This is a genomic window from Sphingomonas sp. DBB INV C78 (assembly GCF_042693015.1).
Lineage (GTDB): Bacteria > Pseudomonadota > Alphaproteobacteria > Sphingomonadales > Sphingomonadaceae > Sphingomonas_E.
Genome location: NZ_CP170544.1, coordinates 201,187 through 220,102 on the forward strand (window position 1 = coordinate 201,187; position 18,916 = coordinate 220,102).

The 18,916-nt window shown below is 65.7% G+C and carries 13 protein-coding genes and 1 pseudogene; 9 read left to right on the top strand and 5 right to left on the bottom strand.

Annotation, left to right across the window (positions count from 1 at the left end; all coding sequences use genetic code 11):
• Positions 1-693 (bottom strand): DsbA family protein, encoded by a 693-nt coding sequence (locus ACFB49_RS01060; protein ID WP_380874903.1) that lies wholly within the window; start codon positions 691-693, stop codon positions 1-3.
• Positions 683-1,243 carry a DUF721 domain-containing protein gene (locus ACFB49_RS01065; RefSeq protein WP_380874905.1) on the bottom strand — a complete coding sequence of 187 codons (561 nt, stop codon included), beginning with the start codon at positions 1,241-1,243 and terminating at the stop codon, positions 683-685. The genes ACFB49_RS01060 and ACFB49_RS01065 overlap by 11 nt, the downstream gene beginning before the upstream one ends.
• A 26-nt stretch (positions 1,244-1,269) precedes the next feature.
• Between ACFB49_RS01065 and ACFB49_RS01070 the strand changes: the two genes are divergently transcribed.
• Together ACFB49_RS01070 and nudC are read left to right on the top strand one after the other, a co-directional pair.
• Positions 1,270-2,316, top strand: coding sequence for an A/G-specific adenine glycosylase (locus ACFB49_RS01070; RefSeq protein ID WP_380874907.1), 1,047 nt, complete (start codon positions 1,270-1,272; stop codon positions 2,314-2,316).
• 11 nt (positions 2,317-2,327) lie between these two features.
• On the top strand, positions 2,328-3,212 hold the full coding sequence (gene nudC, locus ACFB49_RS01075) for an NAD(+) diphosphatase (RefSeq protein WP_380874908.1): 885 nt from the start codon (positions 2,328-2,330) through the stop codon (positions 3,210-3,212).
• A gap of 75 nt (positions 3,213-3,287) precedes the next feature.
• On the opposite strand, the gene ACFB49_RS01080 is transcribed toward nudC, so the two are convergent.
• Positions 3,288-4,181, bottom strand: a complete 894-nt coding sequence (locus ACFB49_RS01080) for a prephenate dehydratase (RefSeq protein ID WP_380874910.1) — start codon at positions 4,179-4,181, stop codon at positions 3,288-3,290.
• Between the two features lie 190 nt (positions 4,182-4,371).
• Here ACFB49_RS01080 and ACFB49_RS01085 point away from each other — a divergent pair, with 190 nt between their 5' ends.
• Entirely contained in the window at positions 4,372-5,019 is a 648-nt protein-coding gene (locus ACFB49_RS01085; RefSeq protein WP_380874911.1) for a c-type cytochrome, read from the top strand.
• Positions 5,020-5,191: 172 nt separating this feature from the next.
• Here the strand turns inward: ACFB49_RS01085 and ACFB49_RS01090 are convergent.
• Positions 5,192-5,533 (bottom strand): annotated as a pseudogene (locus ACFB49_RS01090) (YciI family protein); the annotation flags it as partial.
• A 236-nt stretch (positions 5,534-5,769) separates the two neighbouring features.
• Between ACFB49_RS01090 and ACFB49_RS01095 the strand changes: the two are divergent.
• The 6 genes from ACFB49_RS01095 (at position 5,770) to ACFB49_RS01120 (ending at position 17,009) form a co-directional block, all read left to right on the top strand.
• Entirely contained in the window at positions 5,770-6,513 is a 744-nt protein-coding gene (locus ACFB49_RS01095) for a thioredoxin domain-containing protein (RefSeq protein ID WP_380874913.1), read from the top strand.
• 35 nt (positions 6,514-6,548) lie between these two features.
• Positions 6,549-9,974, top strand: coding sequence for a chromosome segregation SMC family protein (locus ACFB49_RS01100; protein WP_380874914.1), 3,426 nt, complete (start codon positions 6,549-6,551; stop codon positions 9,972-9,974).
• Between the two features lie 909 nt (positions 9,975-10,883).
• The gene (gene secG, locus ACFB49_RS01105; protein ID WP_380879795.1) at positions 10,884-11,240 is read left to right on the top strand and encodes a preprotein translocase subunit SecG; all 357 of its coding nucleotides are present in this window, start codon (positions 10,884-10,886) and stop codon (positions 11,238-11,240) included.
• A 137-nt stretch (positions 11,241-11,377) separates the two neighbouring features.
• Positions 11,378-13,012: a CTP synthase gene (locus tag ACFB49_RS01110; RefSeq protein ID WP_380874915.1), complete on the top strand. Its 1,635-nt coding sequence runs from the start codon at positions 11,378-11,380 to the stop codon at positions 13,010-13,012.
• Positions 13,013-13,064: 52 nt separating this feature from the next.
• Positions 13,065-16,553 carry a DNA polymerase III subunit alpha gene (dnaE, locus tag ACFB49_RS01115; RefSeq protein WP_380874917.1) on the top strand — a complete coding sequence of 1,163 codons (3,489 nt, stop codon included), beginning with the start codon at positions 13,065-13,067 and terminating at the stop codon, positions 16,551-16,553.
• 45 nt (positions 16,554-16,598) lie between these two features.
• Positions 16,599-17,009 carry a hypothetical protein gene (locus ACFB49_RS01120; protein WP_380874919.1) on the top strand — a complete coding sequence of 137 codons (411 nt, stop codon included), beginning with the start codon at positions 16,599-16,601 and terminating at the stop codon, positions 17,007-17,009.
• A gap of 104 nt (positions 17,010-17,113) precedes the next feature.
• On the opposite strand, the gene ACFB49_RS01125 is transcribed toward ACFB49_RS01120, so the two are convergent.
• The gene (locus tag ACFB49_RS01125) at positions 17,114-18,763 is read right to left on the bottom strand and encodes an electron transfer flavoprotein-ubiquinone oxidoreductase (protein ID WP_380874921.1); all 1,650 of its coding nucleotides are present in this window, start codon (positions 18,761-18,763) and stop codon (positions 17,114-17,116) included.
• Positions 18,764-18,916: the final 153 nt, after the last annotated feature.

The following is an 18,916-nucleotide window of genomic DNA, read 5'->3' on the forward strand; positions in this document are numbered from 1 at the left end:
CTATTTCCCCGCCAGCGCTGCCTTCAACTGCGGTTCGAGCACGTCCCAGGAGAAGGTGTTGTCCAGCTTCCTGCCGTTGATGATGAAGCTGGGCGTGCCGCTGATATCGTAGGTTTCGGTCGCCTTGCTGCGGATCGCGACGATGCGGTCGCGGATCTTGAGGTCGGCAAGGCAGGTCTTCACGCGCGGCGCGGCGAGGCCGTTGGCGGTGGCCCAGCCATCCAGGTTCATCACCCGCGCGATCGCGGTGTGAAGCTGCGGTTCGGGCGTGGACTGGAGCGTTTCGGCATCGGCAGGGGTCGGCCGCTTTGCCAGGATCGCTTCCTGCTGGGCGAACATCTTCTCGCTTATCGCCATCGCCGCCGCGGGCGTCGCTGTGCAGCGCACCAGCATGCCTTCGGTCAGGTCGATCGGGTTCAGCGCGAACTGGCGGAATTCGAGGCTCACCTTGCCCGTCGCGATGTAATTCTTGCGCAGCGCGGGCCAGCCTTCATCGGCGAAATGCTTGCAGTGCGGGCAGGTGTAGGAGGCGTATTCGACCAGCTTCACCGGTGCGGCCGGATTGCCGACCAGCCAGCCGCCATCGGGCGTCGCGGCAACGCGGCGGTTCCAGTCGGGCGCCGCGGCCGGGAGAGCCGTCCCGCTGAACATCAACAAGGCAGAGGCAAGCAGAGCCCGGCGGCTAGGCATCATCTTTGTTTCCATCATCGAAAGTGGGCGGCCCCTTGCTGGCGACGAGCGCGCCGGCGAGTGATTCGAGCACGGCGCGCAATTCGGGATCGCCGATCGTGCGCAGGCTATCGCCCAGTTCCACCGGCACGGGCTTGATCGACGGCGGGGCGCGACGCGGCACGGGTTTCGCCGCCACTGCCTGTCGAATCGCGATCCGGGCGACGGCGGGATAGCCGAAGAAGCGGTTGACCCGTTCAATGATCTCGGGCGCGACATGCTGCATCATCGGCGCGTGGGCGCCGTCGACCGATAAGGTCAGCACGCCTTCGGCACGCTGGCCCTGCGGGAAACGGATCGATTCGGGCGCGGACACGCCGGCATAGCGCGGGCCGACAATTTCGGCCCAGCGGCTCACCACCGCCGACTGGACGAAGCCGAAACGGCGGAACGAGGCGCGGCCGACATCGGGCACCATGTCCGCCACGGCGCGCGCGCGGTTCTGGCGCGGGGGCTCTTCCGCCTTCTCGCGTGGTCGCCTCGTGCTCGGCGCTCTGGTCTTCCGTTCCGTCATCCATCGTCCCATGCCATAGCGCAGCCATGCCCGTCGACAGCGCCGTCGCGATTCCCGAAATGCTTCTCGCCTGGTACGACCGATCGGCGCGGCGCCTGCCTTGGCGCGCGCCGCCGGGGACGCCGCCGACTGATCCCTATCGCGTCTGGCTTTCCGAAGTGATGCTGCAGCAGACGACGGTGGCGGCGGTCGGCCGCTACTTCGCAGAATTCACCCGGCGCTGGCCGACGGTGGGGGCGCTGGCGGCAGCCGCGGACGAGGACGTCATGAGCGCCTGGGCCGGCCTCGGCTATTATGCGCGGGCGCGCAACCTGATCGCCTGCGCGCGGGCCGTGGCAGCGGCAGGCGGGCGCTTTCCCGACACCGAGGCGGGTTTGAGAGCGCTGCCGGGCGTGGGCGACTATACGGCGGCGGCGGTCGCGGCGATCGCCTTCGGCAGGCGGGCGGTGGTGGTCGACGCCAATGTCGAGCGCGTCGTGGCGCGGCTGTTCGCGATCGACACACCGCTGCCGGGCGGAAAGAGCAGGATTCGCGAGGGCGCCGACAGCATCACCCCCGATGCCCGCGCCGGCGATTTCGCGCAGGCGATGATGGATCTGGGGGCGACGATCTGCACGCCGAAGCGGCCGGCCTGCGCGATCTGCCCGATCCGCGAACATTGCGCAGGCTTCGCGCTGGGCGATCCCGAACGCCTGCCGGTGAAGGCTGCCAAGGCTGCGCGGCCAACGCGCAAGGGCACCGCTTTCTGGCTCGAATCGGATGGCCATGTGCTGCTGGTCCGTCGGCCCGACAAGGGGATGCTGGGGGGCATGCGCGCGCTGCCGAGCGGGCCGTGGACCGACGAGGAGCCGGGACTGGTCGGCGCCCCGGCCACGAGCAACTGGCAGGAGGTGGGCAATGTCGCCCATATCTTCACCCATTTCGCGCTCGATCTCTCGGTGCGCAGCAGCACCGCGCACGATCGCTCCGCCGAAGGCGAATGGTGGCCTATCGACAGAATAAACGACGCGGGCCTCCCCACCCTGTTTGCAAAGGCCGCCGCCGTCGCCCAGAAAGCGCGCGGGAAAAGATGAGGATGACAGGCATGGCCAGCGCGCAGGATTTCATCAGGCCAGGCTTTACGGGATCGCCGCTCGAACGGATCGATAATGAGCGCGATCATCCTGGCATGTTTGAAGCGCGTCAGGCCGACCCCAATGCCCGGCTGCTGAAGATGACCGGGCTCGATCCGGTTGCGACAGCAGAAGGGCGGCTCGACTGGGCACCGCTGTCCGAGGCGCCGGGCGGCGTGGAATTGGCGCTGCTGGGGCTGATCGACGACGCGCCGCGCTTCGTGGCGCTGGAGCAGCAGGCGGCCGGCAGCAACCATAATCTGATCTGGCGCCTGCTCGATGGCCTGCCCGAAGGCGAGGCCGGCACCTATGCCGCGGCGCGCAGCCTGATCGACTGGCATTCACGGCATCGCTTCTGCGCCAACTGCGGCAGCGCCACCGTCACCTTCCGCGCGGGCTGGGCACGGCGCTGCGGCGGATGCGGCGCCGAACATTTCCCCCGCACCGACCCCGTCGTCATCATGCTCGCCGAATATCAGGGCCGCGTGCTGATCGGCCGCCAGCCGCGCTTCCCCGCTGGGCGCTATTCGGCGCTCGCAGGCTTCATCGAGGTCGGCGAATCGATCGAGGAGGCGGTGGCGCGGGAATTGTTCGAGGAAGCCGGCGTCCGCGCGACCGGCGTCCGCTATCTCGCCAGCCAGCCCTGGCCCTTCCCGTCATCGCTGATGATGGCCTGCATCGCGCCGGTCGAATCGGATGCCGTTACGCTCGACGACAACGAACTGGAACATGCGATGTGGGTCGACCGCGATCAGGTGATGGCGGCGCTGGCGGGCGATCCTGCGGCGCCCTTCATCGCGCCCCCGCCTTATGCCATCGCCCACACCCTGTTCTCGCGCTGGGTGGCGGGGGCTTAGCCTCTCATCCCACCGTTCACGTCATCCCGGCTTTCGCTGGGATGACGGGATGGGGCTGGGATGACGTGACGGAAACTACGCGCCCCGCGCGCGCGCCTGCGGATAGGTGCCGAGGATACGCACCCATTTCGAGTGGAAGGCCAGTTCCTCCAGCGCGCGGGCGACGGCCGGATCTTCCGGGTGTCCCTCGATATCGGCATAGAATTCGGTCGCGGCGAAGGTGCCGCCGCGCTGGTAGCTTTCCAGCTTCGTCATGTTGACGCCGTTGGTCGCGAAACCGCCCATCGCCTTGTAGAGCGCGGCGGGGATGTTCTTCACCTCGAAGATGAAGGTGGTCATCACCGGGCCGACCGGCCGTTCGGCATGGTTTTCCAGCGCCAGGATCACGAAGCGTGTCATGTTGTGCTCGGCATCCTCCAGCCCGTCGGCGAGGATCTTCAGGCCATAGAGGTCGGCGGCGGCCGGCGGCGCGATGGCGGCGGTCTCGGGCTGGCCGAGTTCGGCCACCAGCGCCGCGGCGCCGGCGGTATCGGCATAAGTAACCGGACGAATCCCGCGCGAACGCAGCCAGTGACGGCACTGGCCCAGGGCCTGCGGATGGCTCATCACCTCGGCAATCTTCGCTTGCGTATCGATGCCCATCAGCGCGTAGCGGATCGGCAGGAAATGCTCGCCGGTGATCACCAGCCCGGATTCAGGCAGTAGGAAATGGATGTCGGCGACGCGGCCGTGCAGCGAATTTTCGATCGGAATCATCGCACGCTCAGCGCGCCCTTCGCGCACCGCATCGATTGCATCCTCGAAGCTGAAACATGGCAGTGCCAGCCCGTCGGGAAAGGCCTGATCCACCGCGATGTGCGAATTGGCACCGGGTGCGCCCTGAAAGGCGACGGCGCGATGCGGTTCGGCCTCGGCGGCGGCGGCCATCTGCGCGACGAGCGCGCGGGCGGGTGCGGGATAGCTTTCCATGTCGGCGCGCGATTAAGCGAGTGCGAGAGCTTGGGCAATCGCCTGTTTCGAGCACGTCTTTTGAGGGCAGTTTTTAAGAACGATTCGCAAATATCATGCCACGCTTGCGGTGCAGCACATGCGAATCTAAAGGGAGCGCGCTTTTTGTCGCGCATGGGAGGCGCGACCCCCAGGAGGTTTCGGAAGAGGCATGGAAAACCGTTTCAACACCATTGCCGGTTGGGCGCTTGCCGGCGGTATCGCGGCGCTCGGGCTCTCGATCCTCACGGGTGAATATTTCAAGGGCCACCGGCCCGAGAAGATGGGCTACGTCGTTGAAGGCGTTGAGGAAGAAGGTGCCGGCGGCGCCGCCGAGGCCGAAAAGCCGATCGAATTCTACCTCGCCAGCGCCGATCCGGCCAAGGGCGCCGATGTGTTCAAGAAGTGCGCGGCCTGCCACAATGCCGATAAGGGCGGCGCCAATGCGCTCGGCCCGAACCTGTGGGGTGCGTTGGGCAAGCCGCACGGCCATGTCCCCGGCTTCGCTTATTCTCCCGCGCTGAAGGGTGTCCCGGGCACCTGGGACTGGAAGAGCATGAGCGACTGGCTGCATAACCCGAAGAAATATGCGCCCGGCACCAAGATGACCTTCGCTGGCCTTTCCAAGCCGGAAGATCGCGCCAACGTCATCGCCTATCTCAACCAGCAGAGCGACAGCCCGCTGCCGATGCCGGCGGCTCCGGCGGAAACCGCTGCGGCGCCGGCCGAAGGCGCGGCGCCCGCGGACGGCAATGCGACCGCGGAAGCCGCTCCGGTTGCCGGCAACGAGGCTGCGCCCGCGCCTGCCGCTGCGCACTGATCCATTGCGCTGACGAAAAGGGGCCGGTGCTTCCTCCTTCGCGGGAGGTGGCATCGGCCCTTTTCGATTCTGGTTCCGCGAATACTGCCGCTCAGCGATCCGCGAGCTTCTCGCGCAGGCGGTCTTCCTGCGCCGCGATCTCCGGGGTCATCGCATCGCCGAAATCCTCCGCCTCGAAGATCGGGCGAATCTCGATCTCGCTGGGGCCGTACATCGGATTGGGGCAGCGCTTCACCCATTCCACCGCTTCGGCCATGTCCTTGACCTGCCAGAGCCAAAAGCCGGCAACCAGTTCATTGGTCTGGCTGAACGGCCCGTCGATGACTTCACGGCTGGCACCGTCGAAACGGATTCTTTTTCCGCGCGATGACGGGTGAAGCCCTTCACCACCGAGCATGATGCCCGCATCGACCAGCGCCTCATTATATTTGCCCATCGCTTCCAGCAGCTCGGTCGTCGGCACCGCACCCGTTTCGCTGTCGGTCGTCGCCTTCACCAGCACCATCACGCGCATCACCCTTCTCCTCTGATCCATTCAAGGCCCCAAGGACGGAGGAGAACGCCTGAAGCCGACAGAGCGAAAGGAATTTTTTTGTCGATCGCCCGGTGCATGCCTTCTTTTGCTTCTGGCGCCGGCGCTGTGCTTTGCTATCCACCACGATATCCGTTGAAGCCGGCCGCGTGCCGCGCCATGATTGCACCGACAGGGCACAATGTCCGCAAAGGGCCATCCAGGAGTTTCCCCACGTCATGAAGATCGATTTCCGCTGGGCCGTCGCCGCGCTCGCTCTCACCGCTGCCGGCTGCGGCAAGCAGGATGCTGCCGACTCCTCTGCCGCTGGTAATGCCGCGGCGCCCGCGGCAACTGCGGCGGGGCAGGACTGGACGGAAACCGTGGCGACCACGCCCGAAGGCGGCTTCCGCATGGGCAACCCGGATGCGCCGGTGAAGCTGGTCGAATATGCTTCGCTCACCTGCCCGCACTGCGCCGATTTCTCGATCAACGGTTCGCCCAAGCTGAAGGCGAACTATGTCCGCACCGGCAAGGTGAGCTGGGAATTCCGCACCTTCGTGCTCAACCCGGTCGATGTCGCCGTCTCGCTGATGGCGCGCTGCCAGGGCGAAGGACCGTTCTTCAAGCTGGTTGAAGAAACCTATGCCGAGCAGAAGAATTGGGGCGCCAACATCTCCAAGATCTCGAATGCGGAAATCACCCGCATCCAGGGCCTGCCGGAAAACCAGCAGTTCGGTGCGCTGGCCGCTGCGTCGGGCATGGACCAATTCTATCGCGCGCGCGGCCTGTCCAAGGAAAAGGCCGATCAGTGCCTCGGCGACAAGGCCGGCCTCGACAAGCTGCTCGCCATCCGCGATCGCGGCGCGAACCAGGACAAGATCACCGGCACGCCAAGCTTCATCATCAACGGCCAGCTTGCCGAAGGCGTGTTTGACATCAACACCTTGTCGGCGGCGCTCGACAAGGCGCTCGGCGGCTGATCGCGGCCGCGTCGGGGGGAGGGGCGTAACGCGCCATGCGGATCAGGCGGCTCAAGCTCGCGGGCTTCAAGAGCTTCGTCGAACCCTCCGAACTGCGGATCGAGCCGGGGCTGACGGGGATCGTCGGCCCCAATGGCTGCGGCAAATCCAACCTGCTCGAAGCGATCCGCTGGGCGATGGGCGAAAGCTCCGCCAAGTCGATGCGCGGCGGCGGGATGGAAGACGTCATCTTCGCCGGCACCACCACCCGGCCCGCGCGCGATTTCGCCGAAGTCTCGATCCTCGTTGATCGCGCGGCGAGCGGTGACGGCCAGGATGGCGAGGTCGAGATCGTCCGCCGGATCGAGCGCGGCGCCGGCTCCGCTTACCGTCTCAACGGCCGCGATGTTCGGGCCAAGGATGTCGCCTTGCTGTTCGCCGATGCGGCGACGGGCGCCCATTCGCCGGCTTTGGTCAGCCAGGGCCGCATCGCTGCCGTCATCGCTGCCAAACCCGCCGAACGCCGGATGATGCTGGAGGAAGCGGCGGGGATCGCCGGGCTCCATGTCCGCCGCAAGGATGCCGAACAGAAGCTCCGCGCGACCGAGACCAATCTCAACCGCCTCGACGAACTGCTGGCCGACATGGAGGTGCGCGGCAATGCGTTGAAGCGGCAGGCGCGGGCGGCCGAACGCTATCGCCTGCTGTCCGATCAGATCCGCACGGCCGAAGCCAAGCTGATCTTCGCCCGCTGGCGTGAGGCGGCGCAGGCGGCCGATGTCGCGAAGAAGGAGGCCGAAGCCGCTGATGCGCTGGTCCAGGCCGCGACCGAGGCGCAGCGCGCCACCGCGGCCCGTCAGGCGGAAGCGGTGCGGCTGGTCGGCGATGCCCGCGCGGCGGCGCAGACGAGCCGCGAAGCTGCGGCGGAGGCGGGGCATCAACTCGCCACCCTGCGTTCCGAACGGGCCGCGCTCGAACGCCGCATTGCCGAACTCAAGGCGCAGGGCGAAACCCTGGCACGCGATCGGGCGCGCGAAGATACGCTCGCGGTCGACGCCTCCGCCGCGCTCGCCCGGCTGGCGGAGGAGGACAAGGCCTTGGTCGCGGGCCGCACCGCCGCCGAGGCCGAACAAGCGAGCTTCACGACGCGCCTTGCCGCTGCCGAAACCGCTGCCCGCGATGCCGAGGTAGCACTCGCCCACGCCGTCGCCGAGCAGGCCGCCGAGCAGGCGGAGGTCCGCGTGGCGCAGGCCGCATTCGCCGCCGCGCGTCAGCGACTCCAGCGCGCCGAGGTCGATCATGCCCGCGCCGCCGCCGAGGTTGCGGCGCTGCCCGATGCCGAACCGCTACTTGAAAAACAGCATCAGGCTATTGCCGCCCGCGATGCCGCGCAGGTGGCGTCTGCGCAGGTGCTGACAGCCATCGCAGAGGCAGAGCGCGGTCGCGACGCAGCGGCCGCGAAGCGGGAAGCCGCCGAATCCTCCAATGCTTCTGCGCGGGCGACGCTTGCTGCACTGGAAAGCGAGGTGGCTGCTTTAACCCGTGCCACGACGGTTGATCCGCAGGGTGACGAGGCGCTCAGCCAGGTTCGCGCCGTACCGGGCTATGAACGTGCGCTCGCTGCTGCCCTCGGAGATGATCTTTCCGCGGCAATCGGCGCCCAGGGGAAGCGCCGCTGGTCGGGCGTCGATCCACAGGCCAGTGACCCGCCACTGGCCTCCGGGGTGGAGCCACTTGCGCCTGCGGTCACGGCGCCGGCAGAACTCAGTCGACGGCTGTTGCAGGTAGGGGTCGTCGATGTGGACGATGGGAGCCTTCCGCTGGCCGTGGGGCAGCGCCTCGTCACCCGTGACGGTCGCATGCGCCGTTGGGACGGTTTCGTGGCGGAGGATATCGGCGCAGCCGCCGCTGAACGCCTGATCCGGGTTAATCGGCTCGCTTCCCTCCAAGCGCAGCTTCCGTCCGCTCGCGAAGCGGTGGATGCCGCCGCCGCCGCAATGGCCGAGGCGCAGGCCGATCTTGCTACTACCAAGGCCGCGATCGACGATGGCCGTCGCCGCCTCGCTGAGGCCGAAGCGCAGGCCCGCACGGCTGCCCGCGATGCCGATGCCGCGGGCACCGCGATCGAACGCCTCGCCGGCCAGCGCGCCACGCTCGACCAGCGCAGCGAACGCGCCGCCGCCGAACGCGACGAAGCCGCTGCCGCCACGGCCCAGGCCGAAGCCGCCGTCGCCGCGCTGCCCGATGGCGAGGCGACCCGCCACAGGGTCGATCATCTCCGACTTGCCAGCGACGCCGCCCGCGCTTCTCTTGTGGAGATCCGGGCCGGGCTTTCGGCGCTGCGCCAGCGAGCGGAAGCCGATGCCGCTCGCCTGGAGGCCGTCCGCGCCGAATCGAAGAGCTGGCGGTCGCGCGCCGGCGATGCCTCCCGCCGCATCGACGAAATGGCGAAGCGCGCCGATGCGGTCGCACGCGAAGCCGAATCGCTCGCCGAAGCCCCTGCGCAACTGGACGGGCGGATCGCCGAATTGGAAGCCGAGACCAAAACCGCCGAAGCCGCCGCTGCCGCCGCGCGCGAGGCGGAGCGCGCGGCCGAGGAGCAATTGCGCGTCGCCGAAAAATCAGCGGCCGATGCCGGCGAAGCGATGAGCACCGCGCGCGAAGCCCGCGCCGGCGCCGTCGCCCGGCACGAGAATCAGGAAATGCGCCGTGTCGAGATGGGCCGCATTTCCGGCGAACGCTTCGGCTGCCCAGCGCCTGTGCTGCCCGAGAAAGCGGGCTTCACCAGTGCGGAAGTCGGCGATGCCGGCACGCAATCGGCGACGCTCGATCGCCTGACTGCGGATCGCGAGCGGCTAGGCCCCGTCAATCTGGTGGCAGAGACCGAACTGGCCGAGTTGGAGGAGGCTCGCGTCAAGGGACAGGCGGAGCGGGACGAGCTGGGTGAGGCGATAAACCGTCTGCGCGGTTCGATCGGCAGCCTGAACCGTGAGGGCAGGGCGCGGCTGCTCGCTGCATTCGAGGCGGTCGACCAGCATTTCCGCCGCCTGTTCACGACCTTGTTCGCAGGCGGCGAAGCGCATCTCGCACTCACCGAATCGGATGATCCGCTGGAGGCCGGGCTGGAGATCATGGCCCAGCCGCCGGGCAAGAAGCTCGCGGCGCTGACCCTGCTTTCGGGCGGCGAACAGGCACTGACGGCGGTTGCGTTGATCTTCGCTTTGTTCCTAACGAACCCCGCGCCGATCTGCGTTCTCGACGAGGTCGATGCGCCGCTCGACGACGCCAATATCGAGCGTTTCTGCGATCTGCTCGATCGCATGACGCAGGAAACCGAGACGCGCTACCTGATCGTCACCCACAATGCGGTGACGATGGCGCGAATGCACCGCCTGTTCGGCGTGACGATGGTGGAGCGCGGCGTGAGCCGGCTGGTTTCGGTCGATCTCGGCGGCGCGGAACGGCTGCTGGCGGCGGAGTGAACTGGCTGGACCGGCCGCACATCAACGACCGCTAACGAGGATTTCCGACCAAAAGCGGACTGTCAGGACGCGCCGACATTGCGGACGATCGACGATGTTTATGCTTCATCGTCACCCCGGACTTGTTCCGGGGTCCACCGCCAGGCTGGGCGAATTCCTAACGGTTCAGGTCTGGGCAGCGTCGCCTGATTCTAGATGCAGCGCCGGCACTCGATCATCAATGCCAGTGCGTGTGTAACGGTGGACCCCGGAACAAGTCCGGGGTGACGAGGGGGCAATTTCCCCCTACTTTTTAGAGCTTCAGCGTCTTAGGACTGCCGCCCGAAACCAGACCTTCGTCAATTAACGGATTAGCCCCGCGACCGGCACTCGAACACGCCCGTCTACCTATGCGCTGGTTCCAGAGGCGCGTGGCTGTAGCGCGGTAGTCGCTTCCATGTCGCTTTCCGTCGCCGCTGTGTCGCTTCACTGTTCTTGGCTGTCGCGAGGCCGTCGCGTCGTGGAAGCATCACTGGCGCGTCCCTGTCGCCACGGTGCCCGGGCGGTAGAGTCACCCCGCTCGGTCACCGCCCGCTGTCCTACAGATCGGGCCTATGATATGTTCTGTATATGTTCACAATAAATGTGGATCATCATCATGATAAATAGGAATAATTTTCGACCAGCGTCTGCTTGCCGTGTCTTCCGCGGGCCGCTCGTGTCCGCGCTCGCGACACTAGATGCGCCCGCGGCGGCCCCCTCGAAAATGCGCTGGCAATCCTCAACTTCCTCAACTTCGCTTGGCCGGCCCGGCCGCCGCCAGCTTTCTCCCACGCGCAGCGGTTGAACCCGACGGCTTGATTCTATAGAGGCCGCGTCCATATCCGGCCGCGAGCCCGCCAAGACTTTCCGAAAGATCGACCGCCGATGCTGTTCACATTCCTCCTTGTCGTCCATGCGATCATCGCCGCTTTGCTGGTGACGGTGATCCTGATGCAGAAGTCGGAAGGCGGCGGCCTTGGCATGGGTGGCAGCCCTTCGGGCCTGATGAGCGCGCGCGGTGCGGCCGATTTCCTGACGCGGGCGACCACCGTTCTGGCGTCGCTGTTCATTCTGATGTCGATCGGTCTGGCGGCGCTTGCGACCGTCCAGCGCGCTCCGCGGGAAATCGATCAGTCGCTGGCGCGTCAGCCTGCCGCGCAGCAGGCGCCGATTGCTGCACCCGCGGCGCCGGTGGCCGACAATGTAGCCGAACCCGCGAACGGCGCGGTTCCGCTCGCCCAGTAAAACGCGCCCGCGCGAGCGGGCTTTTCCTATTCGCCATATTTTTCGCGCGACGCCGGCCCCGCCGGCGCGCCCGATTGCATTTTTTCGGAGTCGTTCCCTTGCTCCTTACCTCCACTCGCGGCTAAGCCATTTCTCCCATGGCGCGGTACATATTCATCACCGGCGGCGTGGTCTCCTCGCTCGGCAAGGGTCTCATGGCAGCAAGTCTTGCTGCCCTCCTGCAAGCGCGTGGCTATCGGGTCCGCATCCGTAAGTTCGATCCCTATCTGAACGTCGATCCGGGCACGATGAGCCCGTATCAGCACGGCGAGGTCTATGTGACCGACGACGGCGCGGAGACGGATCTGGATCTTGGCCATTATGAGCGCTTCACCGGCGTTCCGTCGCGCCAGTCGGACAATATCACCACCGGCCGGATCTATCAGAACATCATCGCGAAGGAGCGCCGCGGCGATTATCTCGGCGCGACCGTGCAGGTGATCCCGCACGTCACCGACGCGATCAAGGAATTCGCGCGGGCCGCGGCCGACGATGTGGATTTCGTGCTGTGCGAGATCGGCGGAACGGTGGGCGACATCGAATCGCTGCCCTTCATGGAGGCGATCCGCCAGCTCAAGAATGATCTCGGCCGCGGCAATGCCGTGTTCGTTCACCTGACCCTGGTGCCCTACATCGCGGCCGCGGGCGAACTGAAGACCAAGCCGACGCAGCACAGCGTGCGCGATCTCACCTCATTGGGCATCCAGCCCGACGTGCTGGTGTGCCGTTCGGATCGGCCGCTGCCGGCCGGTGAGCGGGCGAAGATCGCCTTGTTCTGCAACGTCGCGCCGGAGGCGGTGATCCCCGCGCTCGACGCGAGCACGATCTATGGCGTGCCGCTGCAATATCATGCCGAGGGTCTGGATCGCGCGGTGCTGGCGGCGTTCGGTATTGAAGCGGCCGGTTCGCCCGATCTTGGGCGGTGGGACGACATCGTCGATCGCATCCTGAACCCGGAAGGCGAGGTGACCATCGGCGTCGTCGGCAAATATACCGGCCTGCTCGATGCCTATAAGTCGCTGCACGAGGCGCTGGTCCATGGTGGCATCGCCAACCGCGCCAAGGTGAACATCCGCTGGATCGATGCGGAACTGTTCGAAGGCCCGGATTCGGACATCGCGGCCAGCCTGGAGCCTTGCAACGCGATCCTGGTGCCCGGTGGCTTCGGCGAGCGCGGATCGGAAGGCAAGATCTCCGCAGTCCGCTTCGCGCGGGAACGCAATGTGCCCTTTTTCGGCATCTGCCTCGGCATGCAGATGGCCTGCATCGAAGGTGCGCGGAACCTCGTTGGGCTGGCCGATGCGTCCACCACCGAGTTCGGCCCGACCGAAAATCCGGTTGTCGGCCTCATTACCGAATGGAAGTCGTCGCGCGGCATGGAAGTACGCACGGCCGACGGCGATCTCGGCGGCACGATGCGGCTGGGCGCCTATCCGGCCAAGCTGTCGGGCAATAGCCGCGTCGCTTCCATCTATGGCGAGACCGACATCTCCGAGCGGCATCGCCACCGTTACGAAGTGAACATCAATTATCGCGAGCCGCTGGAGGCCAAGGGGCTGATCTTCTCCGGCATGTCGCCCGATGGTGCGCTGCCCGAGATCGTCGAACGGCCGGACCATCCCTGGTTCGTCGGCGTCCAGTTCCACCCGGAACTGAAGTCCAAGCCGTTCGATCCGCATCCGCTGTTCGCAAGCTTCGTCGCGGCAGCGCTGGAGCAGAGCCGACTGGTATAAGATCGGGCCGGCGGGGGTATCCGAATCGCCGGCCTGACCCTACCTTGCCTGCATGGCGCATTCAGGTTTCGTTCCCCTTCGCATCTTCTCGTCCTACACCATGCTGGACGGGGCCATCGATCCGAAGGCGATCGCCAAGCAGGCGCGCAAGCTGGGTTTCCCGGCCGCCGCGATCACCGATCGCAACGGCCTCTATGGCGCCATGGCCTTTTCCGACGCCGCCAAGAAGGATGGCGTGCAGCCGGTGGTCGGCGCGATGCTGGCCGTGCTCCGTCCGGGCACGCCGGATGGCAAGCCGATCATCATCGACTGGCTGGCGCTCTATGCGCAGGACGAGAAGGGCTACGATAATCTCTGCGAGCTCGTCTCCGCGGCGCATCTGGAGCGTCCGGGGCATGAGGAAGCGCATGTTCCGCTCGAACGGTTGGAAGGCAAGACCGACGGCCTGATCGCGCTGACGGCCGGGGGAGAGGGAGCGCTGGCGCGGCTCCTTGCCGAAGAGCAAGTCGATGCCGCGCGCAGCTATGCCGACCGGCTGGAGGCGCTGTTTCCCGATCGCCTCTATATCGAGATCGCGCGCCGCAACAATGCGGTGGAGGAAGCGGCGGAAGACCTGCTGGTCGAGCTGGCTTATGCCCGCAATCTGCCGCTGGTGGCGACCAATCCCGCCTGCTTTGCCGAACCCGGTTTCCATGCCGCACATGACGTGATGCTCTGCATTGCAAGCTCTTCCTATGTGGAGAGCGAGGAACGGACCCGTTCCTGCCCTGACGCGTGGATGAAGCCCGCCGACGAGATGATCCGCCTGTTCGAGGATCTTCCCGAGGCGATCGCCAATACGATGGTCGTCGCGCAGCGCTGCGCGGTGATGGCGCCCTATCGCAAGCCGATCCTCCCCAGCCTTGCCGGTGATCGCGAGGGTGAGGCCGAGATGCTGCGGCAGGATGCGCGTGCGGGCCTTGAGGCGCGGCTGGCGAAGATCGAGGGGCCGGTCGACCGGCAGGCCTATTTCGATCGGCTCGACTTCGAGGTCGACATCATCATCCGCATGGGCTTTCCGGGCTATTTCCTGATCGTCGCCGATTTCATCAAATGGGCGAAGGATCATGACATTCCGGTGGGGCCGGGCCGTGGTTCCGGCGCCGGGTCCGTCGTCGCCTGGGCGCTGACGATCACCGATCTCGATCCGCTGCGGTTGGGCCTGCTGTTCGAACGCTTCCTCAACCCGGAACGCGTGTCGATGCCCGACTTCGACATCGATTTCTGCGAAACCCGGCGCGGCGAGGTGATCAGCTACGTTCAGCAGAAATATGGCCGCGATCATGTCGCCCAGATCATCACCTTCGGACGCCTGAAGGCGCGCGCCGTGCTGAAGGACACTGGCCGCGTTCTCCAGATGAGCTATGGTCATGTCGATCGGCTGGCCAAGCTGGTGCCCAATCACCCCACCGACCCCTGGACGCTCGATCGCGCACTCAACGGCGTTTCGGAACTTGCCGCGGAATATAAGGCGGACGAGCAGGTCACCCGCCTGTTCGACCTCGCGATGAAGCTGGAAGGTCTGCCACGCCACAGCTCAACCCACGCGGCCGGCGTGGTGATCGGCGATCGCCCGCTCGATCAACTGGTGCCGCTTTATCGCGATCCGCGTTCGGACATGCCGGTGACGCAGTTCGACATGAAGTTCGTCGAGGGCGCGGGGCTCGTCAAGTTCGACTTCCTTGGTCTCAAGACGCTGTCGGTGCTGCAGAAGGCCGTACAGTTCCTGGCCAAGAAGGGCGAGATCGTCGATCTCGCAGCGCTGCCCTGGGATGATCCCGAGGTCTACAAGCTCCTCCAGAGCGGCAATACGGTCGGCGTTTTCCAGCTCGAATCCGAAGGCATGCGCCGCACGCTTTCGGCCGTCCGTCCGACCTGCTTTGAGGACATCATCGCACTGGTCTCGCTCTATCGGCCCGGCCCAATGGACAATATCCCACTGTTCGGCGATCGCAAGAACGGCCGGGCGGAGATCGAATATCCGCACCCGCTGCTCGAAGGCATCCTCAAGGAAACCTACGGCATCTTCGTCTATCAGGAACAGGTGATGCAGGCCGCGCAGATCCTGGCCGGTTACTCGCTGGGCGACGCCGATCTGCTGCGCCGCGCGATGGGCAAGAAGATCCAGGCCGAGATGGACGCGCAGCGCCAGCGCTTCGTCGATGGTTGTGCGGCGAAGGGCATTTCTGCCGGAAAAGCCAACGAACTGTTCGACTTGATCGACAAGTTCGCCGGCTACGGCTTCAACAAGAGTCACGCCGCGGCTTACGCGTTGGTCGCCTATCACACAGCCTGGATGAAGGCGCACCACAAGCCGGAATTCTATGCGGCGTCGATGTGTTACGACATGGCGCTGACCGACAAATTGTCGATCTTCGTCGATGACATGAGACGCCTCGGCGTGCCCTGCCTGCCACCCGACATCAACGCCAGCGAAGCCGAGTTTTCCGTCGAGCAGGTTGGTGTCCGTTACGCGCTGGGCGCGCTCAAGGGCGTGGGCGAGAAGGCGATGGAATTGCTCGTCGTCGAACGCGAGCAGGGCGGTAAGTTCAAGTCGCTGGACGATTTCGCCGATCGGGTCGATCCCAAGCTGCTTAACCGCCGCCAGCTTGAAAGCCTCGCTGCTGGCGGCGCGTTCGACAGCCTGGCAGATGATCGTGCCATGGTCTCTGCTGCTGCGGAATTGATCCTCGCCCACGCTGCGGTGGCGCACGAAATCCGGAACGGCGACCAGCACGATTTCTTCGGTTCGGGCAATGCGGTGGCCGAGCCGATCCGGCTACCAAAGGCAGAGCCGTGGACGATCGCCGAGCGAATGGCGGCGGAAAAGGAAGCGTTCGGTTTCTATTTCTCGTCGCATCCGGTCGATCGCTTCCGGCACCTTGCAACTGCCAATCGCGCCAAGACCTATGCCGAGCTGCTGACCATGCCGATCGGCGAGCCGCAGCGTTCGCCCGATGGACGCCGCATGGCTTCACCGACGGTGACGGTGGCCGCGCTGATCGAGGATGGACGCTGGCGCACCTCGGCGCGCGGCAATCGTTACATGATGGCCACCTGCTCGGATTCCTCCGGCCAGTTCATCGCCACCTGCTTTGACGAATTCGCGTCGGAGGGGATCGAAAAGGCGGCTCGCGCGGGCGAATGCGCATTGCTCACGGTCGAGCTGGATCGTCGGCCGGGTGAAGATACGCCCCGCGTCACGATCCGGTCGCTCACGCTTTTCGAGGGGCTGGCGGGCAAGACACGGTTGCGGCTGGACATCGAGACGTCCGACCCCCTGGTCTTACCGGCGCTTGCGGCGATGGTCTCGGGCGAGCGCGGTGGCCGCGGCGAATTGCGATTGCGCGCGGTGGCGCCCGACGGGGGGGTCGCCCATGTCCTACTGGGTCGCGACTTCCTGCTGGACGCAGAACTGGTCGCGCGGATCGAACGGGTGCCGGGGATAGACCGCGTCGAGCTTGATGCCGTGGAGGCGCCGAAACTTGCGCTGGTAAGCTAGGCGGGAGTTCAGGAGCGCCTGGGCTCAAGCGAAGGGGAGCGACATATGCGACCGATTTCGACGACGGCCCTGATAGTTCTTGCTCTGCTCCTCGGTGGCCCTAGCGCCGTGATGATTCAGACCGCGGCTGCCGCGGAAGCGGAAGTAAAGCGGGCGCCGGATCTGGCCGATCAATTGACCGGCACTTATGAAGGCGACGTGATATCCGATGCGCGCGGCTCGTCCCGCAGCGGCGTGACCATCACCGTGACAAGGACGGGCAAGAACATGATCCAGGTCGCGTCCGACTATGCCCGTATCCCGACCGTGAGCATCAGGCTGACGAAGGCGATGGACAGCATCATCGCCGCGGATGGGCCTTATGTCGTGGTGGTCAACACCGCGGCAGACGCGGCCCGCATGGACCTCACGATCGATGACGCATCCTGGTCCGGCCGGAAAGTCGGCGCGCCCTGATCATTTTGTCTGGGGTTGCCGATCGAATTTGATGCCGGGATGCTTGCTCCCTTCACGTCGCGTGGCGGGGCACGACCGTCCGGCCGAACCCCTGAAACCCGGTCTTACATATTGGGATAATTGGGGCCGCCGCCGCCTTCGGGCACCACCCAGTTGATGTTCTGGGTCGGATCCTTGATGTCGCACGTCTTGCAGTGGACGCAGTTCTGCGCGTTGATCTGGAGCCGCGGGTCGCCCGCATCCTGGCCGACGATCTCATAGACGCCCGCCGGGCAATAACGCTGTTCGGGCGCGTCGTAGAGAGCCAGGTTTACACTGACTGGTACGGACGCGTCCTTCAGCGTCAGGTGGACCGGCTGGTCTTCCTCATGGTTCGTGTTGGAAAGGAACACCGAGGAGAGGCGGTCGAAGCTGATCACGCCATCGGGCTTGGGATAGTTGATCTTCGGCGCGTGATCGGCGTGGAGCAGCCCTTCATTGTCGCGGTGCGTCTTGAAGGTCCAGGGCAGGGTGATGCCGAGCTGGTGGCACCACATATCGATGCCGGCATAGAGCGTGCCGAGGATCGGCCCGAACTTGGCGATCGAGGGCTCGGCGTTGCGGACCTTCTTGAGTTCCTTCGCGACCCAGCTGTTGTTGACCGCTTCGGGATAGGCGGTCAGTTCCTTAGCACCACGGCCCGACAGGATCTCGTCGAACGCCGCTTCGGCCGCCAGCATACCCGTCTTCATAGCCGTGTGGCTGCCCTTGATGCGCGGCACGTTGACGAAGCCCGCCGAGCATCCGATCAGCGCGCCGCCGGGGAAGGCGAGCTTCGGCACGGCCTGCCAGCCGCCTTCGTTGATCGCGCGCGCGCCATAGGAGACGCGGCGGCCGCCCTCGATCTCGGCGCGGATCGCAGGATGCTGCTTCCAGCGCTGGAACTCCTCGAATGGCGAGAGGTGCGGATTGCGGTAGCCCAGGCCGACGACGAAGCCCAAGGCGACCTGGTTGTTCGCCTGGTGATAGAGGAAGCCGCCGCCCACTTCCTCGGTCAGCGGCCAGCCCTGGGTGTGGATGACGCGGCCGGGGACATGCTTGTCCGCCGGAATGTCCCACAATTCCTTGATGCCGATCGCATAGGTCTGGGGCTGGCTGTCGGCCTCCAGATCGAAGATGCGCTTCAGTTCCTTGGAAAGATGGCCGCGCACGCCCTCGGCAAAGAAGGTGTATTGCGCGTGCAGCTCCATGCCCGGCTGGTAATCCGGCTTGTGCTCGCCCTCGCGCGAGATGCCCATGTCGCCGGTAGCCACGCCCTTCACCGATCCATCCTCATGGAACAGCACCTCGGCCGCGGCGAAGCCGGGGAAGATTTCGACGCCCAGCGCTTCGGCCTGGCCGGCGAGCCAGCGGCAGAGATTGCCGAGGCTCAGCGTATAGGTGCCCTTGTTGTTCATGAACGGCGGCATCAGCAGATGCGGCATCGAAAACTGCTTCTTCTCGGTCAGAATCCAGTGATGATTCTGGACGACCGGGACGGTCAGCGGACTATCCATGTCCCGCCAATCGGGGATCAGCTCATCGAGGGCGATCGGATCGACCACCGCGCCAGACAGAATGTGCGCGCCGACTTCGGAACCCTTTTCGAGCACGCAGACCGCAAGCTCGCGTCCCGCTTTCTCCGCAAGCTGCTTCAGCCGGATCGCCGCGGCCAAGCCCGCCGGGCCGGCGCCAACGATCACGACGTCGTAGGTCATGGATTCGCGGGTTGTCATTTCTTCGTCCTTCCTTTCGCCCCCGTACCGTCCGGTTGTCGCATCGCCCGAACGGCCCAGCCAGAAAGCCGATGGCCTTGTATTGACCCGGCCGTCAACTAGGGAGTCTATGGGACGTATGCGGGTGCACCGACAGATATTATTTGGAACAGT

Coding starts and splice junctions, on each gene's coding strand:
- ACFB49_RS01060 (WP_380874903.1), bottom strand. CDS start 693: ATGATGCCTAGCCGCCGGGCTCTGCTTGCCTCTGCCTTGTTGATGTTC.
- ACFB49_RS01065 (WP_380874905.1), bottom strand. CDS start 1,243: ATGACGGAACGGAAGACCAGAGCGCCGAGCACGAGGCGACCACGCGAG.
- ACFB49_RS01070 (WP_380874907.1), top strand. CDS start 1,270: ATGCCCGTCGACAGCGCCGTCGCGATTCCCGAAATGCTTCTCGCCTGG.
- nudC (WP_380874908.1), top strand. CDS start 2,328: ATGGCCAGCGCGCAGGATTTCATCAGGCCAGGCTTTACGGGATCGCCG.
- ACFB49_RS01080 (WP_380874910.1), bottom strand. CDS start 4,181: ATGGAAAGCTATCCCGCACCCGCCCGCGCGCTCGTCGCGCAGATGGCC.
- ACFB49_RS01085 (WP_380874911.1), top strand. CDS start 4,372: ATGGAAAACCGTTTCAACACCATTGCCGGTTGGGCGCTTGCCGGCGGT.
- ACFB49_RS01095 (WP_380874913.1), top strand. CDS start 5,770: ATGAAGATCGATTTCCGCTGGGCCGTCGCCGCGCTCGCTCTCACCGCT.
- ACFB49_RS01100 (WP_380874914.1), top strand. CDS start 6,549: ATGCGGATCAGGCGGCTCAAGCTCGCGGGCTTCAAGAGCTTCGTCGAA.
- ACFB49_RS01110 (WP_380874915.1), top strand. CDS start 11,378: ATGGCGCGGTACATATTCATCACCGGCGGCGTGGTCTCCTCGCTCGGC.
- dnaE (WP_380874917.1), top strand. CDS start 13,065: ATGGCGCATTCAGGTTTCGTTCCCCTTCGCATCTTCTCGTCCTACACC.
- ACFB49_RS01120 (WP_380874919.1), top strand. CDS start 16,599: ATGCGACCGATTTCGACGACGGCCCTGATAGTTCTTGCTCTGCTCCTC.
- ACFB49_RS01125 (WP_380874921.1), bottom strand. CDS start 18,763: ATGACAACCCGCGAATCCATGACCTACGACGTCGTGATCGTTGGCGCC.